The 22,573-nt window shown below is 60.4% G+C and carries 12 protein-coding genes and 3 tRNA genes; 6 read left to right on the plus strand and 9 right to left on the minus strand.

The features are described 5' to 3' along the window. Positions 1-249: 249 nt before the first annotated feature. The 5 genes from KQ661_RS11820 to KQ661_RS11840 form a co-directional block, all read right to left on the minus strand. Positions 250-2,787 carry a TonB-dependent receptor domain-containing protein gene (locus KQ661_RS11820; protein WP_216727133.1) on the minus strand — a complete coding sequence of 846 codons (2,538 nt, stop codon included), beginning with the start codon at positions 2,785-2,787 and terminating at the stop codon, positions 250-252. Positions 2,788-3,353: 566 nt separating this feature from the next. Then, entirely contained in the window at positions 3,354-4,802 is a 1,449-nt protein-coding gene (locus KQ661_RS11825) for a toxin-antitoxin system YwqK family antitoxin (RefSeq protein ID WP_216725963.1), read from the minus strand. Positions 4,803-5,014: 212 nt separating this feature from the next. Beyond that, the gene (locus tag KQ661_RS11830; protein ID WP_216725964.1) at positions 5,015-6,202 is read right to left on the minus strand and encodes an acetyl-CoA C-acyltransferase; all 1,188 of its coding nucleotides are present in this window, start codon (positions 6,200-6,202) and stop codon (positions 5,015-5,017) included. Positions 6,203-6,425: 223 nt separating this feature from the next. Then, entirely contained in the window at positions 6,426-7,433 is a 1,008-nt protein-coding gene (locus KQ661_RS11835) for a hypothetical protein (protein WP_216727134.1), read from the minus strand. Continuing rightward, positions 7,430-8,374, minus strand: a complete 945-nt coding sequence (locus tag KQ661_RS11840) for a VWA domain-containing protein (protein ID WP_216688548.1) — start codon at positions 8,372-8,374, stop codon at positions 7,430-7,432. The genes KQ661_RS11835 and KQ661_RS11840 overlap by 4 nt, the downstream gene beginning before the upstream one ends. Before the next feature lie 266 nt (positions 8,375-8,640). On the opposite strand from KQ661_RS11840, the gene KQ661_RS11845 reads away from it, so the two are divergent. From KQ661_RS11845 to ppk1, 6 genes are all read left to right on the plus strand, one after another. Beyond that, positions 8,641-8,728 (plus strand) — tRNA-Ser (locus KQ661_RS11845). Between the two features lie 79 nt (positions 8,729-8,807). Continuing rightward, a tRNA-Pro gene (locus KQ661_RS11850) sits at positions 8,808-8,881 on the plus strand. 19 nt (positions 8,882-8,900) lie between these two features. Next, a tRNA-Arg gene (locus KQ661_RS11855) sits at positions 8,901-8,974 on the plus strand. A gap of 294 nt (positions 8,975-9,268) precedes the next feature. After that, entirely contained in the window at positions 9,269-10,780 is a 1,512-nt protein-coding gene (locus tag KQ661_RS11860) for a T9SS type A sorting domain-containing protein (protein WP_216727135.1), read from the plus strand. Between the two features lie 237 nt (positions 10,781-11,017). Beyond that, complete coding sequence (gyrB, locus tag KQ661_RS11865; protein WP_216688550.1) at positions 11,018-13,012, plus strand: DNA topoisomerase (ATP-hydrolyzing) subunit B; 1,995 nt, start codon at positions 11,018-11,020, stop codon at positions 13,010-13,012. Positions 13,013-13,472: 460 nt separating this feature from the next. After that, positions 13,473-15,842 (plus strand): polyphosphate kinase 1, encoded by a 2,370-nt coding sequence (gene ppk1 / locus KQ661_RS11870; protein ID WP_226915540.1) that lies wholly within the window; start codon positions 13,473-13,475, stop codon positions 15,840-15,842. A 70-nt stretch (positions 15,843-15,912) separates the two neighbouring features. On the opposite strand, the gene KQ661_RS11875 is transcribed toward ppk1, so the two are convergent. The 4 genes from KQ661_RS11875 to KQ661_RS11890 form a co-directional block, all read right to left on the minus strand. Beyond that, positions 15,913-16,902, minus strand: coding sequence for a Ppx/GppA phosphatase family protein (locus KQ661_RS11875; protein ID WP_216688551.1), 990 nt, complete (start codon positions 16,900-16,902; stop codon positions 15,913-15,915). Between the two features lie 223 nt (positions 16,903-17,125). After that, a complete protein-coding gene (locus tag KQ661_RS11880) occupies positions 17,126-17,563 on the minus strand; it encodes a hypothetical protein (RefSeq protein ID WP_216727136.1) in 438 nt (145 codons plus the stop codon). Positions 17,564-17,642: 79 nt separating this feature from the next. After that, on the minus strand, positions 17,643-18,266 hold the full coding sequence (locus tag KQ661_RS11885; protein ID WP_216727137.1) for a hypothetical protein: 624 nt from the start codon (positions 18,264-18,266) through the stop codon (positions 17,643-17,645). Positions 18,267-18,613: 347 nt separating this feature from the next. Beyond that, positions 18,614-22,351 carry a BamA/TamA family outer membrane protein gene (locus tag KQ661_RS11890; protein ID WP_216688554.1) on the minus strand — a complete coding sequence of 1,246 codons (3,738 nt, stop codon included), beginning with the start codon at positions 22,349-22,351 and terminating at the stop codon, positions 18,614-18,616. Positions 22,352-22,573: the final 222 nt, after the last annotated feature.

Here is a 22,573-nt window from a genome sequence, read left to right on the forward strand (position 1 = left end):
AAAGGTAGGGGCTGCGCGAACGTGCGTGGTAATCCCGCACGATATAGGGGCGGGGCTTGTCCCCGCCCGTCGTTGCTTTCCGAAAGGTAATCGGACAAGCGAAATCGTTCAACGATGGGCGGGGACAAGCCCCGCCCCTACATCATTCAACAAAACACAAAACCCCGCCGCCGGACCAAACCGACGACGGGGCATTTTGCAGAAATGAAGCAGGTGAGAAAAGCGGGGTGGCAATCAAAGAAGTCAAACTCAGCCGCCGAAGCCGCCGCCGCCCTGGGGCGCGCTCTCGATACGGTCGGGCTTGGCCTTGCTGGCGCCGATATACCAGGTGAAACCCAGCCAGCCCACACGGCTTTCGTCCTTGCTGTAGCGGTAGCTGCTCAGCGCATCGGTGGCAATTTCGTTGCGGTACTGCTGGGTGTTCAGCAGGTCGGCGATGCGCAGGGTGAGGGCGGCACGGTCGGAGAACAGGCGCTGGCGCAGGGCAATATCAAGCTGCCCGGAGGCCAGCTGCCGGCCCTGGGCCGTGAGCTGGGCCGAGCGTACGTTGCCGCTCAGCTGCACATCGAGGGTGGGGCGGATGGTGAAATTGTTGGTGAGGCGGGCCGTGGCGATGAAGGCCGTGCGGTTGTTGGCAATGCCGTTGCCGGCCAACTGGGCGCGGTAGAGGCTGGTGCTGGCATTCAGGCGCCACCACTTGGCCAGGGGCTGGTTGAGGCTGAACTCGGCCCCGAGGTTGGTGGTAGTGCCCAGGTTGTCGTAGGTCTCGGCGGTGATGAGGCCCGCGCCGGCTCCGGCCAGGCGGGTAGCCAGGGTATCCACAAAGCGCAGGCGCTGAATGGAATTGGTGGTGATACGGGCAAACGCGGTGCTGGTAATGGTGGCCTGCCCAATGGTAAGCTGGTGGCCCAGCTCAATGTTGTTGCTGAATTCGGCCTGTAAGCGCGGGTTGCCGAGGCGGTAGCTGCGCGGGTCCTGGTAAATGGCCAGTGGCAACTGCTGCATAAAGTTGGGGCGGTTGAGGCGGCGGGCGTAGCTCAGCTGCAGGCGGTTCTGGCCGGCTTCCTTGCCCAGCTCCCGGCTGATGAGGGCCGAGGGGAAAAAGCTCAGGTAATCCTGGCGGAGGCTGCCGCGCTGGGCAATGCCCTCGCCGCCCTCAATGCTGCCGCTCAAGAAGGTGTACTCGGAGCGCAGACCGGCCTGGGCATTCCACTTCTTGCCCAAGCTATGCTGCACGGTCACGTAAGCAGCGGGCACCACCTGGTTGGAGGTGTAGGTGAGCGAGCGGGCGGGGTCGTTCTGGAAGTCGTCGGGGCGGGCTTCGCTGGCGGCGTAGCCGAAGCTGTTGCTGCCGTTATTGCCCTGATGCTCTACTTTGGCCCCTACTTCGAGGCGGCCCTTGCCATCAGCCAGCGGGTGCACGTAGTCCACCTGCCCGTACTGAATATTGGCCAGGAGCTTGAGCAGCTGCCGGGTGCCGGGCTGCGGCACACTCCCCGAGCCGGCCTCAGCGTACTGCCGCTGCACCACTGGCACGTTGGCGTCAATCAGCACATTGCCGAAGTTGGCCGTGAGCTCGCGGCCCTTGTGGGCGTCCCAGGTGCGGCGGTAGTTGCCGTCAGCTTCCAGGATTTTTACTTTTACGTCGAGGTCCTGGCGGCCAATGGTTTTTTGCACCGGCCCGTTGTTGGTTTGCTGGGTCAGGTCCTGGCTTTCGCCTTCCAAGTTGCGCTCGGTGCCGGGGCTCACGTTCAGGCTCAGGGTTTGGTTTTTGGGCAGCTCCAGTTCCACGCCGGCCCGCAGCGAGTGGTTGCGGTGAATCTCATTGCCCGCGCCCACCTGGGTGGTGCGGATGGTTTCGGCGGGGCCGAGCAGGGCGGTTTGCTCGCTGTGGCCGTGGCTGCGGTAGGTCACGTCGCGGCCGTCGTAGCCGGCCGTCCAGGTGGCTTTGCCCACTTTCCGGCTCAGGCTCAGGCTGCCGCTGTATTTGTCGGCGGTGCCCAGGTTGAAGGCGGCCGTGCCGTTGGTGCCGCTGCGGGTTTCTTTTTTGGTAATCAGGTTGATAACGCCGCCGCCACCGGCCGCGTCGTACTTGGCCGAGGGGTTGGTAATCACCTCAATCTGGGTAATGCGCGAGGCCGGAATCTGGTCGAGGCGGGGGCCGCCAGTGCCGCCATTGCTCACGCCTGCCGGCTTGCCATCAATGAGAATGGTTACGTTGGACGTGCCGCGCATCGATACCGTGCCGTTCACGTCCACGCTCACTGAGGGCACGTTCTGGAGTACGTTGGCCGCCGTGCCGCCCACGCTGCCCAGGTCCTTTTCCACGTTGATGATGCGCTTGCCTAGCTCTTCTACCACGGCGGCTTTCTCGCCCGTTACCACCACTTCGCTTAGCTTGGTAGCGGTGGCCGCACTCATTTTCAGGCCGGTAAGTTCCAGCGAAGGCGCGGCGGTCGTGAGCGTGAAGCGGCGGCGCAGCACGCCGTAGTTCAAGTCCTGCACCCGCAGCAGGTAGGTGCCCAGCGGCAGCGAAGCGGCTTTAAAAGTGCCCTGCTCGGTGGCCTGGGCCACGGCCACGAAGGTAGAATCGGCCGAGCGGAGCAGCAGCACATCGGAGAAGGGTACGGCCTGGCCGGTGCCGGCTTCCACCAGGCTGCCGCTCACGCGGCCGGGGCCGGCGGTTTGGGCCAGCGCGGCCCCCAGGGGCAGCAGTAGCAGCGTGGCCGTGCCCAGCAGCAGGCGGCTAAAAGCGAACGTAGCGAGCGGAGTGAAAAGGGTTTTCATGGTGGTGCAGCGAAAAGTTGAGGTCGGGCGAGGGGCGGCTCAGGTCTGGCAGCGGCCGCGGTTCCGCTGGAGAGTGAGGGGTCCGGGGCCCAAATCTCCGGTGAGTGAGAATCATCGCCAAGTAGCGGGCCGTCTTTGGTACACGCTGACGGCAGCTACTAGGCAGTGTATGGAACAAATGTAAAGCAGGTACTTTGCAACGCAAGGTACTGGTGAAATAAATTTATGATAAGCAAAGCTTTCGAAATTGTTACCAGCTGAAATTCAGATTGTAAGCGCCAAATAAATAATTTTGGCGTACCGGCCACGAGGGCAATGGTGGGGGAATGGGGTTCGGAAAGCTAGATGCGGGGTTGCTTCCGACGGTTGCCTGAGCGGCTTGAAATCCAATCCAGCGAATAAAAAAGCCTCAACCAGTAGGTTGAGGCTTTCAATAAGCAGTCAAACAAATGTCATGCAGCGCGCAGCATCTTGCCCGCAGTAAGTAGTCCAATCGCAATAAAAGAGTTAGTAGCGGCGGGCAAGATGCTTCGCTACACTCTGCATGACCTTCTTTTTGCCTAAAACTACTTCCGCTTCAGCGGGGGGCGGGGTTTGGCTTTGGGTTGTCTGATGGGGTCGGTTACCAGCTGGCCGTTGCGGTAGGTCACGGTGCGGTCCACGGTGGTGCCGTCTTCCTTAAAATACGTCCACACACCGCTTTGGCGGCTGTTGCGGTATAGGCCGCTCACGGCCAGGGTGCCATCCTCCCGGTATTCCTTGAACGCGCCCTGAATCTGACTGCGCACGTAGGTGGTTTCCTTGCGCAGCTTGCCCGAAGGGAAGTATTCCTGACCCACGCCGCCCAAAAAGCCGTTCAGATACGGTTGGCGGGTCTGCACCTGGCCATTCTCGAAGTAGGTAAGCCGGTCGCCCACCAGGCGGCCGCTGGGGCCATAGGTTTCGGCTTTGCGCACGGCCTTGCCGTCGGGGTAGTAGTCGCGCCAGGTACCGGCGGGGCGGTTGTTTTTGAACTGCTCCTCGGCCTGCACCACCTTACCGGCAGCATCCTGATAGCGCACTACTTTGCGGTCCCGGCCACCGTTGTTGTAGTCCGTTTCCTCGTGCGGATTGCCGCTCACGAAGTACTCAACGCCCTTGCCCGTGGGGGTGCCGGTGCGGTAGGTGAGTTTGCTTTTTACCTGGCCGCTCTCGAAGTAGCTGGTGGCCGGGCCGTCGAGGGCGGTGGTGCCGGTGGGCGGCATCACGCGCTTGGTCAGGTCGTCGCCGAGCTGGTTTTTCACCGGGCGCTGGGCCAGCGGGGCGGGGGCGTAGGTGCTCTCCGTCTGCAGCTTGCCGCTTTGGTAGTAGCTGCGGTAGCGGCCCCGGCCGTTTTTGTCGGCCAGCACCTCCACCTCAATCTGGTTGTTCGGGTAGCGCGTGATGTAGGGTCCCGACAGCAGTCCGCGCGTAAACACGCCCTCGCTCTGCACCACGCCGTTGGGGTAGTAAAATTTCACCGCGCCGTTGGGCTGGCCGCTGTCGTAGTTCACTTCGGCCTGCACCTTGCCGTCGGGGTACACGGCCCGCAGCGCGCCGTTGGGCTGGCCCTTCACCAAAGTGGTTTTCAGCCGGATGGAGCCATCGGGGTGGAAATAGGTCAGCTCACCATTAGGCTCGTCGTCCACAAAGAAACCCGTCTGGGCCGGCTTGCCATCGTCGTAATAGGTGGTGAACGGCCCCTGCCGAACCCCGTCGCGGTACGTAGCTTCCAGCCGCCGCGTGCCGCTCGGGTGGAATTCCACGTAGGCCGAGTCCCGCTTGCCCTGCCGGAAGCTGGTTTGCTGCTCCAGCTTCCCGGTGCGGTAAAAGCGCTTGTACGAGCCTTGCGGCACCGTATCGGCTGCCACTAAGGCCGTGTACACCTCGCGCTTGTACACTTTGGTCGAGTCGAAGTAGGTGATAAGCCGGCGCAGCCGCTGGCCATGAGAAGGAAATGCTACAAGCAGCAGAAAAAAAGGCAACAGGTATTTCATAAATCACTGATTTTCGCTGATTAACCATGATTTCACTGATTAACCGCAGGTTGTTAACGGCGAACCGCAAGCATTTCGTTTGCTTCAGGCCGTTTCCTTCACATATCAAAGAAAGAGCCACTCCATTTGGAGTGGCTCTTTCAGCAGTCAATTATCCTACATCCGACAGCTCACGCCAGAACAAAAAATCAGCGTAATCACGGTTAATTAGGTTAAATCAGTGATTCGACCACAATGGCGCTGGCACCGCCGCCACCGTTGCAAATGCCCGTCACGCCGATTTTGCCGCCTTCGTTCTTCAGCACGTTCATCAGCGTGGTCACAATGCGGGCGCCCGAAGCGCCCAGCGGGTGGCCCAGGCTCACGGCCCCGCCGTACTTGTTCACCTTGCCGCCGTCCAGGTTCAGCAGCTGGTTATTGGCCAGGCTCACCACCGAGAAGGCTTCGTTGATTTCGTAGAAATCCACATCGGCGGCCGTCTTACCGGCGTTTTTCAGCGCCTTCGGAATGGCCAGCGAGGGCGAAGTCGTGAACCACTCCGGCGCCTGCTCAGCATCGGCGAAGCCCAAAATCCGGCCAATCGGCGTGAGGCCCAGCTCGTCGGCTTTCTCGCGGCTCATCAGCAGTACGGCGGCGGCACCGTCGTTCAGCGTCGAAGCGTTGGCAGCCGTCACGGTGCCGCCTTCTTTAATAAAGGCCGGTTTCAGGCCGGGCATTTTTGCAAAATCGACCTTCAGGTACTCCTCGTCGTCCTCAATCACCGTGGTTTTGCCCCGGCTCTCAATGGTAACGGGCACAATCTCGTCCTTCTTCTTACCGGCCTTGGCGGCGGCGGCGCTGCGGGTGTAGCTTTCAATGGCAAAAGCATCCTGCTGCTCGCGGGTGATGCCCATCTCCTTGGCCGTGTTCTCGGCTGCGTTGCCCATAGCATAGTCGTTGTACGGGTCCCACAGGCCGTCGCGCACGAGGCCGTCAATCATCTGGCCATGGCCATACTTAGCCCCAAAACGCGCCTTGTCGAGGTAGTAGGGCACGTTGCTCATGCTCTCCATGCCACCGGCCAGCACCACGTCCGACTGCCCCAGCATAATGCTCTGGGCGCCCATCATAATGGCTTTCGAGCCCGAGGCGCACACCTTGTTCACGGTCGTGCACTCTACGGTATCGGGCAGGCCGGCTTTCTTGGCCGCCTGGCGGGCCGGAGCCTGGCCCAGATTGGCCGAAATCACGTTGCCCATAATTACCTGGTTCACTTCCGAGCCGGCCACACCGGCCTTGTCGAGCGCGCCCTTCAGGGCAATAGCACCCAGCTCCGTGGCCGACAGCGACGACAGAACGCCGCCAAATGAGCCAATCGGCGTGCGAACCGCCGAGATAATGACAACTTCTTTAATCTGCATAATGAGGAAAATGAAAGGGTTGGGGGGTGGGATGTTGAATCAGGCCGCAAAAGTACGTATTTCAAACGCCCCGACCAGTGGCCTGCCTAACAGCTGTTAGCCGCCGTGAGTTGCGATAGCAATTGGACTTGTTCCTGAATAGGACTGGATAATGCTCTGCATGACGTGCTGCTATTTCGGGACAAGTTTATTGACTTCCCTGATAATGGATGCTTAGAAAGGGTCACCACGTTGGCTTACTGGGGTCGGGCTTCTGCGTGGCCGGGTGCGTGAGCTGCTGCAAATACTGTTGCTCCTGCGCCCGCAGCGTTTCCAGCAGCTGGCGAGCCTGCGCGGGGCTCAGGCTCATGGCCTGCAACCGTTCGCGCTGGGTTTGCAGGCTGAGGTCGGCGGCCGTGGCAGCGTCAGCGCCGGGGCGGTTGCTGCGGCTCCCAGCTGCTGGCCCGGCCGTGGCGCTGGTGCGGTCCAGCCCCCTCTGGGTGCCGGGCGTGGTGCCGCTTGCCACGGGCTGCGCCGGGCCGGCACCGGGGGCGCGGCCGCCATTGGCCGCGTTGCCGGGGCTTTCGGCGGGGCGTTGGTTGTCCGGCTGGCCGGCCGCGTTGGGCCGGCTGGCCTGGGGCGCGGTCGGGGAGGGCGGGGCCGGCTTATTGTCATCAATTTCGCCTTTACGGTCGGTGCCGGTTTTCTCAGCCGGCTTGTTTTTCTCCGTCGAATCCTTTTCGGGCGAGTCCTTGGGCTTGGCGGGAGCCGGTGTTTTGGGCGGGGCCGGAATCTGCGGACTATTGGGCCGGTGCGTCAGGTAGTCGCTCACTGTTTCATAATCGAACCGCGCCCCGGCATTGGTGGGGTCCAGCAGCAGCGCCTGCCGCAACAGGTTCAGGGCCTGCGCCAGCTCGCCCCGCTGGGCCGCCAGCACGGCCAGCTGCTGCCGCGCAATGCTGCCCAGGCGGGCCGGCGTGCCCACCAGCAAACGCCCATAGGTAGCCTGCGCGGCCCCCGGCTGGCTGGCCAGCACTTGGGCGTGGGCTAAGTTGAGCACCAGGCGCGGGTCCGGGCTTTTCTGGCGTTGGGCCGCCATGGCCGCCGCAAATTCCTGCGCCGCACGCGCCGCATTTCCGCGGGTGTAGGCAGCCGTGGCGTCGGCCACGGCCACGTTCCGGTCGCGCACGCCCGTCAGCAGGTGCCACGCCGGGCCGCCCAGCACGAGTAGTAATAGCACCGCGTATTTCATGGCCGGATAATGGTGACGGTGAGTAGTACTTCCAGCGCCAGCAGCAGCAGCGCCGCCGCCAGCGGATACCGGTAGCGGTTGTCGGCCACGGCCACTGTGCGTACCTGTTCTGCCGTGCCCTGCATGGCCTGCAACGAGCGCAGCAGCGGCCCAAATCCGTTCTGCTGGTTGGTCAGTTCTGCATATTGCCCGCCGGTTCGGGCCGCCAGCTGCAGCAGCGGGCCTTCGCGCAGGCGGGTTTGCACGGCCCGGCCCCGGCCATCTACCACGAAGCTGCCATTGCTCTTCGGGATTTTGCCCCCCGCCGCCGTGCCCACGCCTACCGTGTATACCCGGGCCCCGGTGCGGCCCAGGGCCCGCAGCGTCGGCTCCAGGTTCTCGCCAAAGTCCTCGCCGTCGCTCACCACTACCAGGGCCGTGGCCCGGGGTGGGGCAGGACTGCCGGCGCTGGGGGCCACCGTCAGGCGGCTCAACAGCAGCTCCAGCGGTGCCTGTAGCGTGGTGGGGCCGGCGGGCAGTAGGCTGGTGCGCAGCGTCGCAATAAAGGTTTGCACAGCCGCCTGGTCATACGTGAGGGGGCACTGCACCACCGCCTCCGCCCCGAATACCACCAGCCCCAGCCGGTCGGCCGGGAACTGCGCCACCAGGTCCTGCAGCTCGGCCTGGGCGCGTAGCAGGCGGGTGGGGGCCACATCGGTGGCATCCATCGAGCGCGACACATCCACCAGCAGCCACACGTCTTTTCCGGCGGTGCGCACCGGGCGCTGGCTCACGCCCAGCGACGGCCCCAGGCCGGCCGCCAGCAGCAGCCCACCCGCTACCAGGCGCAGCACGGCCTTCCAGCCGCGATGGCGCGGCCGGCTGCCCAGCAGGTGGGCCAGCCGGCCACCCCGCCGCCAGTGCCAGCCCAGCAGACCCAGCACCAGGGCTAGGACCAGCATTGCCGCTACAAAATCAGGATAAGCCCAGGTTAGCACGTTTGGTCAAAATGAGCACCAATATTACTACGCCCGGCCGGGCCGCTCATTTTTCTGCAATAAGCAACCAGTCCAAATCAGGAGTCCAACGGCCTGATTTAGTTGGGGAAGGGGGCCGCGCCGCGCCTGGTGCTTTTCGCTGCGCACAGATTTTTTTTAATAAAAGCATGGCTCTTTCAGTTCTGCCCGTATATTTGCACCCGCTTCAGACGGAAGCGAAAACAACAGCCGGAGAAGTGGGTGAGTGGCTGAAACCAGTAGTTTGCTAAACTGCCGTAGCTCTAAAGGTTACCGGGGGTTCGAATCCCCCCTTCTCCACTATAATGTTGGGTTGCGAAAGCAGCTCGTTGGGGCTCCACCCAATAAGTCGTTTTTTTAACTCAGCATTATTTTTTTTCGGGGTGTAGCGTAGCCCGGTATCGCGCCTGGTTTGGGACCAGGAGGTCGTAGGTTCGAATCCTGCCACCCCGACATTTTTTTGCCCCGTTTCGACCCCGTAGCTCAGCTGGATAGAGCAACTACCTTCTAAGTAGTCGGTCTTTGGTTCGAATCCAAACGGGGCCACTGTACAAGGCCTTCCCCATCCCGGGGAGGGCCTTTTGCATTTCCGGTCCATAGCCTCAGTCCGAAAGCTGACCACGGCAACGACGCCCCGCAAGTGCATCCGGAAGGACCCTGCCAACGCCGGTTTTCCCTAAGCTCATCCGTTACTTATGCGGTGAAATCGACAACGTTTCTTATCTTGGACCCCGAAAACAAACACTTCATTTGATGTGTAACTGCCTACGCGTAGTTACTTGTTTGCCTCAGCTACCCGTTTTTACCCTCTTTAATCCCCTCAATTTTCACCCCGTTTCCATGAAAAAATCACTACTCTTTTTGGGCCTGCTCGGATTTGCCGGTCACGCCAATGCGCAGGCCCCCTGGACGCTTGTCAATGCTCCCACCAGCAACATCCTGACTCAGTCTAACATCGTTGACCTCAGCACACTCTCGGCAACCGTGGTGTGGGGAGTAACCTCTGATAGGGTGGCCACCGGTGCTCCGGCTTCCATTCCAAGGAATTTTATCCGCAGCAACAATACCGCGGGTGACCAGTTCGACTGGGGCGATATTTCGGTGACCAGTGGCCCGACTAAAAGTGCCACAGTCGGTAATGTTTCTGGTATTAGTGCCACTACTGCAGTCGCCTGCGCCTTTCCGGGCTCCACTTTTGATGGTGCTACCACTTACGGCGGCGAGATTGTGAAGACCACCAACGGTGGCCAGACCTGGGTTAAGAAAACTACGTCTACGCAGTTTACGGGAGCCGGCACTTTCTGCAATTGGGTACACATGTTCAACGCTACCACGGGCGTTTCGCTTGGCGACCCAGCCTCGGCTGCCGGCAGTGCGTTTGAAATTCTGCGTACCACCGATGGCGGTGAGAACTGGGTTCGGGTGACGGCAAACGTGCCGGCCCCGCTGGCGAACGAATACGGCAACGCAGGCGCCTTCTTTCCTTCAAATTCGGCTCCTGGCACCCTGTGGACCGGGCTGGCCTCGTCGAACAACGCCGCGCAGGTGCGGGTGTTCAAAACCACCGACTTCGGGGTGACCTGGACGGCTTCGGGGCTCATTCCGAACATCGTGGGGGCGGTGTCGCAGCTGGCATTCAAGAGCAACAACCTCGACGGTATTGCTTTCGGCTACACCTCGCCGGGTGGTGGCGCTGCTGCCACAGCACTTAACGTGGCCCGTACCAGCGACGGCGGCGCTACCTGGACGGCCATTACGCCGGCCAACAATGCCACTGGCAGCTTCTTCCGCAACGCCATTGACGCCGTGGGTAATACCTACTACAGCACCGGTGCGCGTTTCCCCCTACCTACCACCAATCAGGTTCCGGAAGACTTTGGTACTTCCATCAGCACTGATGGCGTGAACTGGACGAACCTCAACGTTTCGGGTACAACGCTGGCGGCTCCTGGCTATTTCTTCTGCATGGACCTGATTCCCGGCGCTACTGCTAATAACGTAGTAGGCTACGGCGGCCTCTACACCGACCCCAACGGCGCAGGCGGCGTGTACAAATACTCGCGCACCGTGACGGCTACCCGCAACGCGGCCCTGCAGAGCGCGCTGAACGTATACCCCAATCCCAGTACTTCCGGCGTGTTCAACGTGGACCTGGGTTCGGAGCTGAAAACGGGCGCGCAGCTCACCGTTTCTGATGCCCTGGGCCGCCAGGTGAAGTCGCAGACCCTGAACGCGGCCGCCATCGGCGCGCGCAAAATCAGCCTCGACCTGAGTGGCGAGAAAACCGGCGTGTACACCCTGCAAATCCGCACGGATGCTGGCCTGGCTACCCAGAAGGTTATGATTGACTAACTGCCAGATTACTTTTGAAAAAGGGCCTTTCTCCGCGGAGAAAGGCCCTTTTTTTGTGCCCGCATAGCGGCTGTGTCAGAGCCGGCCGCAAACTCGTTTTCTGCGGCTGGGAAAATGAAAAAATCCGAGGATAAATGGCGCGAAAAATACTCAAAATGGGATTAAATATGTACTTTTGAGTGTTCAGTACCTAGCCGCCCGTGGGGCGGTTTTATGACCTGATTTAATCCCGCCCTCATGAGCGAAACAACAGCAAAGATTCCCCAGTCGGATTATTCGGCCGACAGCATTCAAGTACTCGAAGGATTGGAGGCCGTGCGCAAGCGGCCCAGCATGTACATCGGCGACACCGGGCTGAAAGGTCTGCACCATCTAGTGTGGGAAGTGGTCGATAACTCGATTGACGAAGCCCTCGCCGGGCATTGCGACCTGATTAACGTGACCATCAACGAGGATAACTCGGTGACCGTGCGCGACAATGGCCGTGGCATTCCCGTAGACTGGCACGCCAAGGAAGGCAAGTCGGCCCTGGAAGTGGTACTGACCGTGCTGCATGCCGGTGGCAAGTTCGACAAAGGCTCCTACAAGGTATCCGGCGGCCTGCATGGCGTGGGTGTGAGCTGCGTGAACGCGCTCAGCACCGACCTGAAAGTGACCGTGCGCCGCAACGGCCACATGTACGAGCAGGAGTATAAAATTGGCTTTCCGCAGTACCCGGTGAAGGAAGTGGGCGATACCGACGAGCACGGCACGGAAGTGCAGTTCCTGCCGGACGCCAGCATCTTCACCGAAACCGAATACCGTTATGATACGGTGGCTTCGCGCCTGCGTGACCTCTCGTACCTCAACAAAGGCATCCGCATCACGCTCATCGACCGCCGCGAGAAGCTGGAGGGTGGCGCGTTTCGCGGCGAAGAGTTTTACTCGACCGGCGGCCTGCGCGACTTCGTGCAGTACCTCGACGGCGAGCAGCGGCCGTCGCTGCTTTCGGAGCCCATTTACGTGGAGAGTGAGAAGGGCGGCACGCCCGTAGAAGTGGCCCTGCAGTATAATACCTCGTACCAGGAAAACGTCTATTCCTACGTCAACAACATCAATACCATTGAGGGTGGCACGCACGTAGCGGGCTTCCGCTCGGCGGTGACGCGGGTGCTGAAAACCTACGGCGACAAGAACAAGCTGTTCGAAAAAGCCAAGGTTGAGATTACCGGCGATGACTTCCGCGAGGGGCTCACAGCCGTTATCTCGGTGAAAGTGCAGGAGCCCCAGTTTGAGGGCCAGACCAAAACCAAGCTCGGTAACTCCGAGGTGAGCGGCGCGGTGAACTCGGTAGTGGGTGAAATCCTCACCCAGTACCTCGATGAGAACCCCAACCAGGCCAATCGCATTATGGAGAAGGTGATTCTGGCCGCCAAGGCCCGCATCGCCGCCCGCAAGGCCAAGGACATGGTGCAGCGCAAGGGTGTGCTGAGCAGCAACAGCCTGCCCGGCAAGCTGGCCGACTGCTCGGAGTCGGACCCCGAAATCTGCGAGCTGTACCTCGTCGAAGGAGATTCGGCCGGGGGCACGGCCAAGCAGGGCCGCAACCGGGCGTTTCAGGCCATTCTGCCGCTGCGCGGTAAAATCCTGAACGTGGAGAAAGCCCAGGAGCACCGCATTCTGGAGAACGAGGAAATCAAGAACATGATTACGGCGTTGGGCGTGAGCTTCAACGAGCGCAAGTCGCTGGCATTTACGACCGATGATGACGGTACCGAATCGGGGCCGCTGAACTTCAGCAAGCTGCGCTACCACAAGGTCATCATCATGACCGACGCTGATATCGATGGCTCGCACATCCGTACCCTGATTCTGACCTTCTTTTTCCGCTACATGCGCGAGCTGGTGGACCGGGGTTACATCTACATCGCCCAGCCGCCGCTCTACCTCGTGAAGCGCGGCAAGGAGGAGCGTTACTGCTGGAACGAAGAGGAGCGCATCGCCGCCCAGGCCGACCTCGGACGCGGCAAGCCCGAAACGGTGAACGTGCAGCGCTATAAAGGCCTCGGTGAAATGAACGCCGAGCAGCTCTGGACCACCACCATGCAGCCCATGACGCGTACGCTGAAGCAGGTAACGGTAGAGTCGGCCGCCGATGCCGACCACCTGTTCTCGATGCTGATGGGCGACGAGGTGGCCCCGCGCCGCGACTTTATCGAGCGCAACGCCAAATACGCCAAGCTGGACGTCTAAGACCACGGATTAGCGCGGATTTTAACGGATTTTGTGAATGTGAGGAAGGGCAGCCATTTAGGCTGCCCTTCTTTTTTCGCTGTGCTTTTCTTTTTTGAGGTAGTGGTGGGCTATTGCTATGAGTTGCTGTTGCTGGCTCAGCCGTGCTTGGTTCAGATACTTATATCCACAGCTAGCGTATGCTGGAAAAGATAGGCGTGGCACCTAATGCCGTGGGTACACCGTTTGAGAACGTGGCAGATGCGCGCAGGTTCGTGACCTGCGTCCTGCTATGGGAGCCGTGGGCCAGGCAAATGGCGAAGGTATTGCGGCCAGTTGGTCTGCATTGTTCGTCCTGGAAGCTAAGGCCCTGATTGACCCGCGATTGTTGGTCGAGATTGAGGCCACCGCTATTATTTCCGCGTAAAGTATTACTCGTGGGGCATATTTCACGTATTTTGTCCTGCCATCCTTATCCATTATGAAGCTCTTCAAGTCCTCCGACCTTATCCGCAAAAGCAAGTACATCAGCCGCGACCTGAGTTGGCTGCGGTTCAACTACCGGGTGCTCGACCAGGTGCAGGACGCCAGTCGGGGCCTGTTTGACAAGCTTAAGTTTCTGGCTATCACCAGCTCCAACCTCGATGAGTTTTTCATGATTCGGGTGGGCTCGCTGTATAACTACCTCGATTATGGCAAGGAGCGCATCGACTACTCGGGGCTGCGCGAGCTGCCATTCCGGCGCAAGCTGCTCGATTTCGCGCACCGCTTCGTGAACGACCAGAGCCTGACGTACCTGAATGAATTGCGGCCTAACTTCGAGAAGAACGGCTTCAATATTCTGAAGATGAGCGACCTGACGGAACTGGAAGTAAAGAAGGCCGATGGCTACTTCAAAAACACCGTGTTTCCGCTGCTCACGCCGATGGTGTACGACTCGTACCACGGCTTCCCGCTGATGATGAACCAGATGCTCATCTTCGGGGTCGTTACGCGCATTGGCAACGGCCTGGCCCTGGGGCTCGATGGCGAGGCTGATAAAGGGCAGGAGCGCCTCACCTTCGTGCAGATTCCGCAGAACCTGACCCGGTTTTTCGAGCTCACGCGCAAGGATAAGGTCATTTTTGTGCCGATTGAGGAAGTGGTGCGCGAGTTTCTGCCGCGCCTGTTCCGCAACGTGGATATCGTGTCGGCCGACCTGTTCCGGATTACCCGCAACGGCGATTTCACGCTGGAAGAGTCGGATGATATTGACAACGACTTCATTAAGGAAATTCAGGTGGGCCTGAAAACCCGCAAGCGCGGCCGTGTGGTACGTGTGGAAGTGGAGCCCAACGCCTCGGGTACGCTGATGAACGTGCTGCGCGAGCGGTGGAACATTGATAACGGTAACGTATTCGTAATCAATTCGTTGATTGATTTAAAGGGCTTGTGGCAGATTGTGCGCCATCCCAATTTCCGGGGCCGGGCCGCCAAAATGCAGGCTTCGGTACCACCGCTGAGCCTGCCCGAGGGGGCCGACGAAAATCTGTTCGAATACCTCAAGCACCACGACGTGCTGCTGCACCACCCCTACAATAGCATTGAGCCCATGGTGCGGCTGCTGGAGCAGGCGGCGGTGGACCCGCACGTACTGGGTATCAAGCAAACCATCTACCGGTTGGCCGATGACTCGCGCGTATCGGCTGCGCTGCTGAAGGCGGCCGAGAATGGTAAGCACGTTTCGGTGCTGTTCGAAGTGAAGGCCCGGTTTGATGAGGAGAAGAATATTCGGGAAGGCGCACGGCTGGAAAAGGCCGGCTGCTTCGTGATTTATGGCGTGAGCAAATATAAGACGCACACTAAGCTGCTCATGATTATCCGCAAGGAAGGGGAAAAGGTGACGCGCTACGTGCACATTGGCTCGGGCAACTACAACGAGCAGACCTCGCGCCTCTATACCGACGTCAGCCTGCTGACGACCAACGACGTGTATGGCCATGACGTGTCAGAATTCTTCAACGTAATTACCGGCCACTCGCAGCCCGATGATTACGAATACCTCATCACGGCGCCCAAGGATATGCGTCAGCAGCTCATCCACCTCATTCGCGAAGAGGTGAAGCACGCTAAAAAGGGGCATGAGAGCGGCATCGTGATGAAGATGAACTCGCTGGAAGACAAGGAGATTATCGACGAGTTCTATAAGGCGGCGAAGGCGGGCGTGCCCATCCGCTTTATTGTGCGCGGTATCTGCTGCCTGCGGCCGGGGCGGTCGGGCCTGAGCGAGAATATTGAGGTGCGCAGCATTGTGGGCGAATACCTGGAGCACACGCGCCTGTTCTATTTCCACAACGGCGGCGATGCCAAAGTGTACGCTGGCTCGGCCGATATCATGGTCCGCTCGTTCGACCGGCGCATTGAGGCACTGTTCCTGATTGTGAATCCGCAGCTGAAGCGGGAAGCCATTAATATTCTGATGATGAATATGATGGACAATCAGAATAGCTACGTGATGCGCGAAGACGGCGCGTACATCCGCCAGCGCCCCGCGCCCGGCGAGCCGGTGGTGAACGTGCACAAGGATTTCTTCAAGCGCGACGAAGCTCAGCTGGCCACCGCGTCGCCGGAAGGGCTGCTGGCCCTGCTGGGGGTGCAGGCGCAGCGCCGCGCCGATGTGGCGGCCGCCTTACAGGCTTCGGAAGAAGCGGCAGCGCTAACGGTGCTGGAGTCGATTGAGGAAGCTAATACGCGGGACGACACGTTCGGCGAGGGCGGCGAGAACGACTGTGAGCAGGACGAGGCCTGCGAGGACGATGCAACACCCGTAGGGCATATCGACGAGGCCGCCGTGGGCGCGGCGAAGGCGTAGCGAAAGGGGTTTTTTAGGGTAAGCAGGTAAGAGGGTAGGAGTTACCCTCTTACCTGCTTACCCTACCACATCACTCCCTTTCGGCGGGCTGATTCCGTACATCGGGGATGGGGAGCACGGCGGGGTGGCCGCCTTCGGGGTTCATCTCGTCGAAGAATTCTTCAAATAGGGCTTGTAGCATGCCGTCTTTCAGACCGATGTCGGGCACGACCATGGTGGTGACGTTGGCCCATTGCATGGCGGAGAGGTAGATGTGGCCGGCGGGAATGATAACGTCGGCGCGGTCGGGGTTGAGCATGGCCACGTTCACGCGCTCGGTCATGGTCAGGCCCGAGAGGCGGGTGAGCGTGGCCTCAATGCCGCGGCGGGTGATGTGCTTATCGGGAGCCGAAGAGGTGAGGCTGTAGATTTTATTGATGTTGCCGCCCGTGCCGATGGCGCGGGTAACGTGGTACTGGCGGGCATTGTGGCGTACCCAGGCTTCCATGCGGGCCCAGAGCTCGGCCTGGGCTTCGGTGCCAGCCTCGCCGCTTTCCTCCTGCTGCATGCGGCGGATGGAGCCGATTTCGAACGACTGCGCGGCCACCTTGCGGCGGTCGTGGTAGATGTTGAATTCGGTGCTGCCGCCGCCTACGTCGATGTGCAGGTAGTGGCGCTTGTCTTCTAGCACATGCTCAATGACGCGGTTGATGTAAAAGGCTTCGTCCTGGCCGTCGATTACCTTGATTTCCATGCCCAACTCCCGGTGCACGCGGGCGGCGATAGCCGCGCCGTTGGTGGCCGAGCGCATGGCCGAGGTGGCGCACACCAAGTAGTGGGCCACGTCGTGCACTTCCATCAGGAGGCGTAGCGAGTGCAGAAACTTGACGAATTTCTCCTCCTTGGCCGGCGAAATCTCGCCGGTGGCGAATACGTCTTCGCCCAGGCGCATGGGAAAGCGCACGTACTCAACGCGCTTGAGGCGGTAGCGCCCTTCGTAAAACAGCACGGCCGATATCTGACAACGAACAGCGTTGGACCCAATATCAATGGCGGCGAGCTTGCGAAGGGGGAAATTCATGCAGGAGCGGGGAAAGATGTAAAACCCAAAGGTAAGCCGATGGGCGGGGCTTTGGGAATCGATTTTAGCGGCATGCGGCAGATGCGGGTTGCCTGCTTTTTAGCTGGCTGTCCGCTCGTCGTCGGGGCGTCATTTGGAGCAGTGCGAGCAGCCTGTTAGCCAAAAACCGGCTATTTGCCCGCGTCCGGTATTCGGGCGCTCATTCTGAGGTGAGGTATACTACTCAAAATACCCCTCCGAGGTTCAGGCTGAGGCCGTGCGAGCCATCGGCTCCGAAGGCATAATCGATGGCCAGGGTGGTGTTGGATACCTTGTTGAGGCGGAGGCGCAGGCCAGCCCCGGCGGCGGGTACTACCTTCTCGAAGCGCCGGCTTTGCTGCTCGGTTACGGTCTGGGCATTGGCGAAAACGACGCCGCCCAACAGGCGGTTGCGGGTGATGCCGTAGCGGTATTCGACCTCGCCATAGAGCAGGTCATCGCCCCGAAAACGGCTCTGAATGAAGCCCCGGTCGGTGTTGCTATAAGTGTCCCAGCCGGTGCTGGGCAGGTCGGGGAAGGGCGGGTTGCCGGCAATGGTGACGGCATTGTAGCGCCACAGCGCCAAGATATTAGCCGAGCGCGGCGAGGGGTGCAGGTAGGTGCGGGCGTCAATCAGCAGCATCTGCGAAATATTGGTACTAAGTGCAGAACCATTAGCTTTTAGCTGATAGCCTTTCTTTTTCTTGTTTGCTATCAGTTAGTTATGCCAAATGCATCAACTGTTTAATTTGGAGCAAGCACTTACCGAGGGCTTTGAGATTGGTGCGCAGTACGGTGCTTAGGTAGCGGCCACCCTGCGGGTTGATGGCGTTGGCGCGGGTGTCGTGCAGCAGGGCCAGCACCGGGCCGGAGGATACCGATGTGCTCTCAACCCCGAACGGGTAGCGCGAAATTCGGTTCACCTCGCAAAAAGCGTTGCGGCTCACAATGTTCCAGTGGTAGTCGAGCTGGTAGCCCAGGCCCGCGTACCAGGCCGGGGCAATGCGTCGCAGCGCACTTTCGTAAATGCGGAGGTAGTCATAGTTCATGCTCACCACGCGGTCGGTGGCACTGGTGTACATGCCCAGGCCGTAGGTGCTTTGCGGATAGCGCATCAGCCGCCAGTCGCCCACAAAATACCAGTGGTTGTCGGTGGTCCAGAGGGAAGACGTGGCCGTGATGATTAGCTGGTCGTTGACGGTGTAGGCGGCCCCGGCGAGTACCGCCGATACATTGGCCCCCGGCCGGGCAAAAGCTAGGCTGAACGCCAGCTGCGCAATGCCGCCGGTTTGCTGCGTGTACCCAATTACGGGCACTATCAGCAGGGCTTTCTGGCCGCGCTGCATCGAAAGCGAATCGTGGGCGGGCAGGCGCGGGAACGCCAGCCGGGTCCGTCCACCACGTCGGCCGAGGCCGGGAAGGGCGGCGTATGCTGCGCCTGCGCCGCCTGGGCGATGATGCTTAGGGGCCCAGCCCAGCGGCTCCGGCCCGTTTACGCCGTATAAATAAGGCGAAAAGCCAGGAGAACATAATGGGTGAACCGGGAGGGAAGGAGCAGGTTTTGACTGGCTAACCACCCATTTAACCCGAAGCTAGCCCACGGTTATATCGGAAATTCCGGCACTCGCCCAATGGACGGTATTAGTCGACGTGGTGACCGTTGGCCTATTCGAGCGCCGGCCAGCCGCCTGGGTTACTTATCTAGGCGGAAGCCCAGGCCGAACTGGATGAGCGAGCTTTCCACCGACTTCTGGTAAGACACGGCGAAGGTCAGCGTTTCGACTACCGGGGCGATGTAGAAGCCACCGCCGTAGCCGGTGTGCCAGTCGCCGGGCGAGGCGCCCTGGTAGTACACCCGGCCCTGGTCGTAGAAGCCGAACACGCCGTAGTAGAAGGGCAGGAAGTTGTTTTTGACCTGGCCCAGCGCGATGCGCAATTCCGTGTTGTAATACAGGGCAGCGTCGCCGCTGAAGCGGTTGCGGTAGTAGCCACGCAGGCCCTCGTTCTGGCCAATGCTGGCGAATTTATAGAAGGGAATGGCGGCGTCGGGGCCGTAGTTTTTGGCCCCGCCGCCTTTGAGAACGAGCGTAACGGGCAGGCCGATTTTAGCTGTACCGTAATATTCGGCGAAGCCCTGGGTGAGGCCAAAGTTGCTTTTAGTATTGGTGAGCTGGTAGTAGCTGTCGTGCTGCACCCGGATGCGGACGCCGCGCTGGGCAAAGCTGGGGCGGTTGCGCAGGTCAAGGTCGAACACGCCGTTGAGGCCAACCAGCTGCTGGGTGCTGGTGTTGGGGCGCACATCGGCGGGGCGGGTATTAATGGTGCCGAGGTATGTATTGTCGCCGAAGCTACTGATGTAGTTTTCGTACGTTGGCCCCACCCGGATGACGCTGCGCTGCAGGAAGGTGCGCTCCAGAAAGGCATTCACGGTGTAGCCGCGGTAGCGGGCATTGTAGAACTTGTTGTCGTAGAGCGTCTGGTCGAAGCCGGTGTTGTTGCCCAGCCCGAAGAAGCGGTAGAAGGGGAAGTAGCTGCCGTAGCTGGCCGATGCGCCCACATCGACCTTGCCAATGGCGTAGCGGTGCCGGGTGCTGGCTGTGAGCTGAAACAGGCCGTTAATGCTGCCCTGCAAATCAAACGAATACATATTCTTATACCCCGGCTTGCGGAAACCCTGCCGCAGAAACGTAATGCCCGCGCTGGCCCCAAAGCCGTCGTTGGCATTGTAAAACAAGCCGATACTGGGCCGGTACGAGTTGAATTCGAACTGCTCGCGGTCGTACTCGTTCACGCCCGGGCGGGTGCTGGTGCGGTTGTCCGACTCCGGGCCGAGCTGCATTTCGGTGTCGGGTAGGTCGTAGATTTTGGTGCGGGTGCGTAGGCCGGTGGCCGTGGAATTGTCGGTGATTTTGTCCTTGCCATCGCCGCCAATCACGCGCACCAGCACGCTGTGCCTGCCACCCTCGCCGGTGACGGTGAATACATCCTTACCGCCGAGGCCGTAGAGGCACACTTCCTCGGTTTCAGCGGGCTTGAAGGTACGGTCGAACAGGGCCGGACCCTTGGCGGCGTCGGTGTCGCCGGCGCGGTCAAACATCTGCACGTGCACCTGGCCGTCGGGCAGCCGGTTTACCTGGAATACCTCGCCCTTGTTCGAACCCACCACATCGACGCGGCGGGCCAACAGCAGGTAATATTCATCAATAGCCTTGGGCAGCTCCTGAATGCGGGCCTTCAGCTTGCGGTTGATGTTCTTGCTGGATTTATCCTGAATTTCGGGCGGCAGCTGGGCTGTGGCACCGTCGATGACGGTAGGGGAAATTTTGGCCTGCAGGTACTTGGCGGCGGTCTGCCAGTCTTCGCGGCTCAGATTTTGCAGCAGGAACCGGTCGAGGTGGCGGGCGGGCCAGTTCAGGCTTTTCATGTCCTCAAACTGGTCGTTGAAGCCCTCGATGCTGGGTACGGCCCACTCGCGGTTGGCCAGGTAGCTGAGGAAGCCGTTCCAGAGCGTGAAGCTCTGGTCGCGGTCGCGCGGGATGGGACGGTAGAGCAGGCCGCCGTTGGGCTGCTTGTAGCCGGCCCATTTCCAGTTATCCTCGTGCTTGCCGAAGTCGGCCACCAGCATATCAAAGGCGCGGGCGCGAGCCAGGGCCGGCCCATCCACGCGGTTGTCGTGGTCCTTGTACAGCTTGCGAAATAGGCTGAAGCTGCGGCTCACCTCATCGGAGCCGCCGAAGCCGGGCAGGTTGGGCTTGGGGTCTTTGGGCGAGTCTTCGAGGGTGCCGAGTAGGCCGGCATACTGCTCGCGGTAGCTCCCGAGCTGCTGGTTATCGGGCAGGCGAAACAGGCGCGGCCGGGCATGCAGAATGTCCGTCTGGTCCAGCATGTAGCTGATGGGCAGGTTGCTGTACGGGTTGGCCGTGGCCGTCACGTCGCGCAGCACATCCGAGGCAATGGAATTGCGCAGCTCGGGCGGCAGAATCTTGGTCACGTCCTTGTCCACGGAGCGGAAAACGTACTCCGAGCTGTCGGCCGCAATGAGCTTGAGCGAAGTCGTCTGGCGTCCGCCACCTTTGCCGGTGGGGCGCAGGCCGCCTTTTTCGGTGTTCAAATCCAGCGTTTTCACCGTTACCGGCTGTAGCCAGGCAGCGCGGTAAATTTTCCCGATGAAGAAGTTACGGCTGCCGGTAGGCTTGTACTCGGGGCCGGGCACCACGACGGTTGTGGCCTGGAAAGGAGTGGCAGCAGTTTCAACGGCGGTGACTTTGGGCACGCCAGGGCAGGCATTGATGAACGGATTGATGGGGCCTCTGTCCTCAACAATCAACCCTGAGTGTTCAGGTGTGTCACAGGCAGAACTAAATAAGTTTGCTGTATAAGCAACTTTTGGAGCTTGGTCGCTAGTGCCGAAGGTGAAAACGTGCGTCTTCACGGTGCCATCGGCGAAGTATTCGAGGGTAGTGTAGCCTTCCTCGCTTTTGCTGTAGAGCGACTGGCCCTTGGCCCCCACATGCTCACTTTCTACAAAGCTGCCGCTCACAATGTGGTAGTTGCCCTGGAAAGGAGTGATTTGCAGGCTGAAATCGTGCGCGGCGGCATAAATCACGCCGGGGTTGCTCTGCAACGTGTTCAGTAGCTCCTTGCGTAGCTCCTGGTAGCGCGGGTTGGCCAGGTCGCGCGGGGTGCCCACGTTCTGGCGGTAGGCCGCGTAGATGGTGCCGAATACTGGAGGGCTGAGGTGGCGCGAAAGCGGCTCGTGGCCGCCGTACACGCCGTTGGTCACCACGGGGTGGTGGCCCAGCAGCAGCACGTTCCGGTTCTTGGTTTCGTCAATCAGGTCCTGCAGCTGCTCGCGGAACTCCTGCTTGGTCAGGGTCTTGCAGTCGGTATCGGGCGCTTCGGGCCGGTCGAAGGGGTGCGTGAACCAAGGGGTATTGATGGCCACGAGGCGTACCAGCGGGGCCACGTCTACCACTTCGGGGCCGGGGCAGCCATTGGTGGGGATAAAGGCATTCTGGCCGGGCAGCTGCTTCTCGATGTATTTTTCGAGGCGGCGCACGGCTTTGAGGCCGGCGGGGCCGGAGTTGGCCCAGTCCTTATCGCCGGGCAGGAAATAGATTTTGCCCTGCGGAAGTCCCTTTACCAGGGCAATCAGGTCATCGGCGCGGTCCCGGGCCTGTTGGCTGACGGCGGTATCCCTTTTAGTGGCCAAACCCTCATTTGCCACAATATCACCCAAATGCACTACTGTGAAAGGACCAGTTTGCTGCTCCAGGGTAGCGCGCAGCAGCTTGAGGCGGGTAGCAGGCAGCTCGGCCTGGGCAGTGTTGCCCAGCAGGAAAACAGTGTGGGCCGGGGCCTGGGCGAAGGCAGGAGCAGTAGCGGCGATACTGAGCCCAATAAAAAGGGCGCGAACGTAGCGAAATAGCATAAGCGAAGGGTTAGGGCCTTCTTCTACGGTAGAGAGGCGAAATTTGGTTATTTTAAAGGAGGCTCAAAGCCCAATTTTCCGCTTTTGTTTACCCATTATCTCAGTGATTGCCGAGCATAGAACCGTCTGATGCCCTGATTGCCGGACCGGTCCCTCGGGCCTGATGCGCGTTGGCTCCGTGCCAGCGATGCCAGCATTGGCAGCATTTTCCGTCCCTTGCTC

It is taken from the genome of Hymenobacter siberiensis, from assembly GCF_018967845.1.
In the GTDB taxonomy this organism is placed as follows: Bacteria; Bacteroidota; Bacteroidia; order Cytophagales; family Hymenobacteraceae; genus Hymenobacter; species Hymenobacter siberiensis.

Coding starts and splice junctions, on each gene's coding strand:
- KQ661_RS11820 (WP_216727133.1), bottom strand. CDS start 2,787: ATGAAAACCCTTTTCACTCCGCTCGCTACGTTCGCTTTTAGCCGCCTG.
- KQ661_RS11825 (WP_216725963.1), bottom strand. CDS start 4,802: ATGAAATACCTGTTGCCTTTTTTTCTGCTGCTTGTAGCATTTCCTTCT.
- KQ661_RS11830 (WP_216725964.1), bottom strand. CDS start 6,202: ATGCAGATTAAAGAAGTTGTCATTATCTCGGCGGTTCGCACGCCGATT.
- KQ661_RS11835 (WP_216727134.1), bottom strand. CDS start 7,433: ATGAAATACGCGGTGCTATTACTACTCGTGCTGGGCGGCCCGGCGTGG.
- KQ661_RS11840 (WP_216688548.1), bottom strand. CDS start 8,374: ATGCTGGTCCTAGCCCTGGTGCTGGGTCTGCTGGGCTGGCACTGGCGG.
- KQ661_RS11860 (WP_216727135.1), top strand. CDS start 9,269: ATGAAAAAATCACTACTCTTTTTGGGCCTGCTCGGATTTGCCGGTCAC.
- gyrB (WP_216688550.1), top strand. CDS start 11,018: ATGAGCGAAACAACAGCAAAGATTCCCCAGTCGGATTATTCGGCCGAC.
- ppk1 (WP_226915540.1), top strand. CDS start 13,473: ATGAAGCTCTTCAAGTCCTCCGACCTTATCCGCAAAAGCAAGTACATC.
- KQ661_RS11875 (WP_216688551.1), bottom strand. CDS start 16,902: ATGAATTTCCCCCTTCGCAAGCTCGCCGCCATTGATATTGGGTCCAAC.
- KQ661_RS11880 (WP_216727136.1), bottom strand. CDS start 17,563: ATGCTGCTGATTGACGCCCGCACCTACCTGCACCCCTCGCCGCGCTCG.
- KQ661_RS11885 (WP_216727137.1), bottom strand. CDS start 18,266: ATGCAGCGCGGCCAGAAAGCCCTGCTGATAGTGCCCGTAATTGGGTAC.
- KQ661_RS11890 (WP_216688554.1), bottom strand. CDS start 22,351: ATGCTATTTCGCTACGTTCGCGCCCTTTTTATTGGGCTCAGTATCGCC.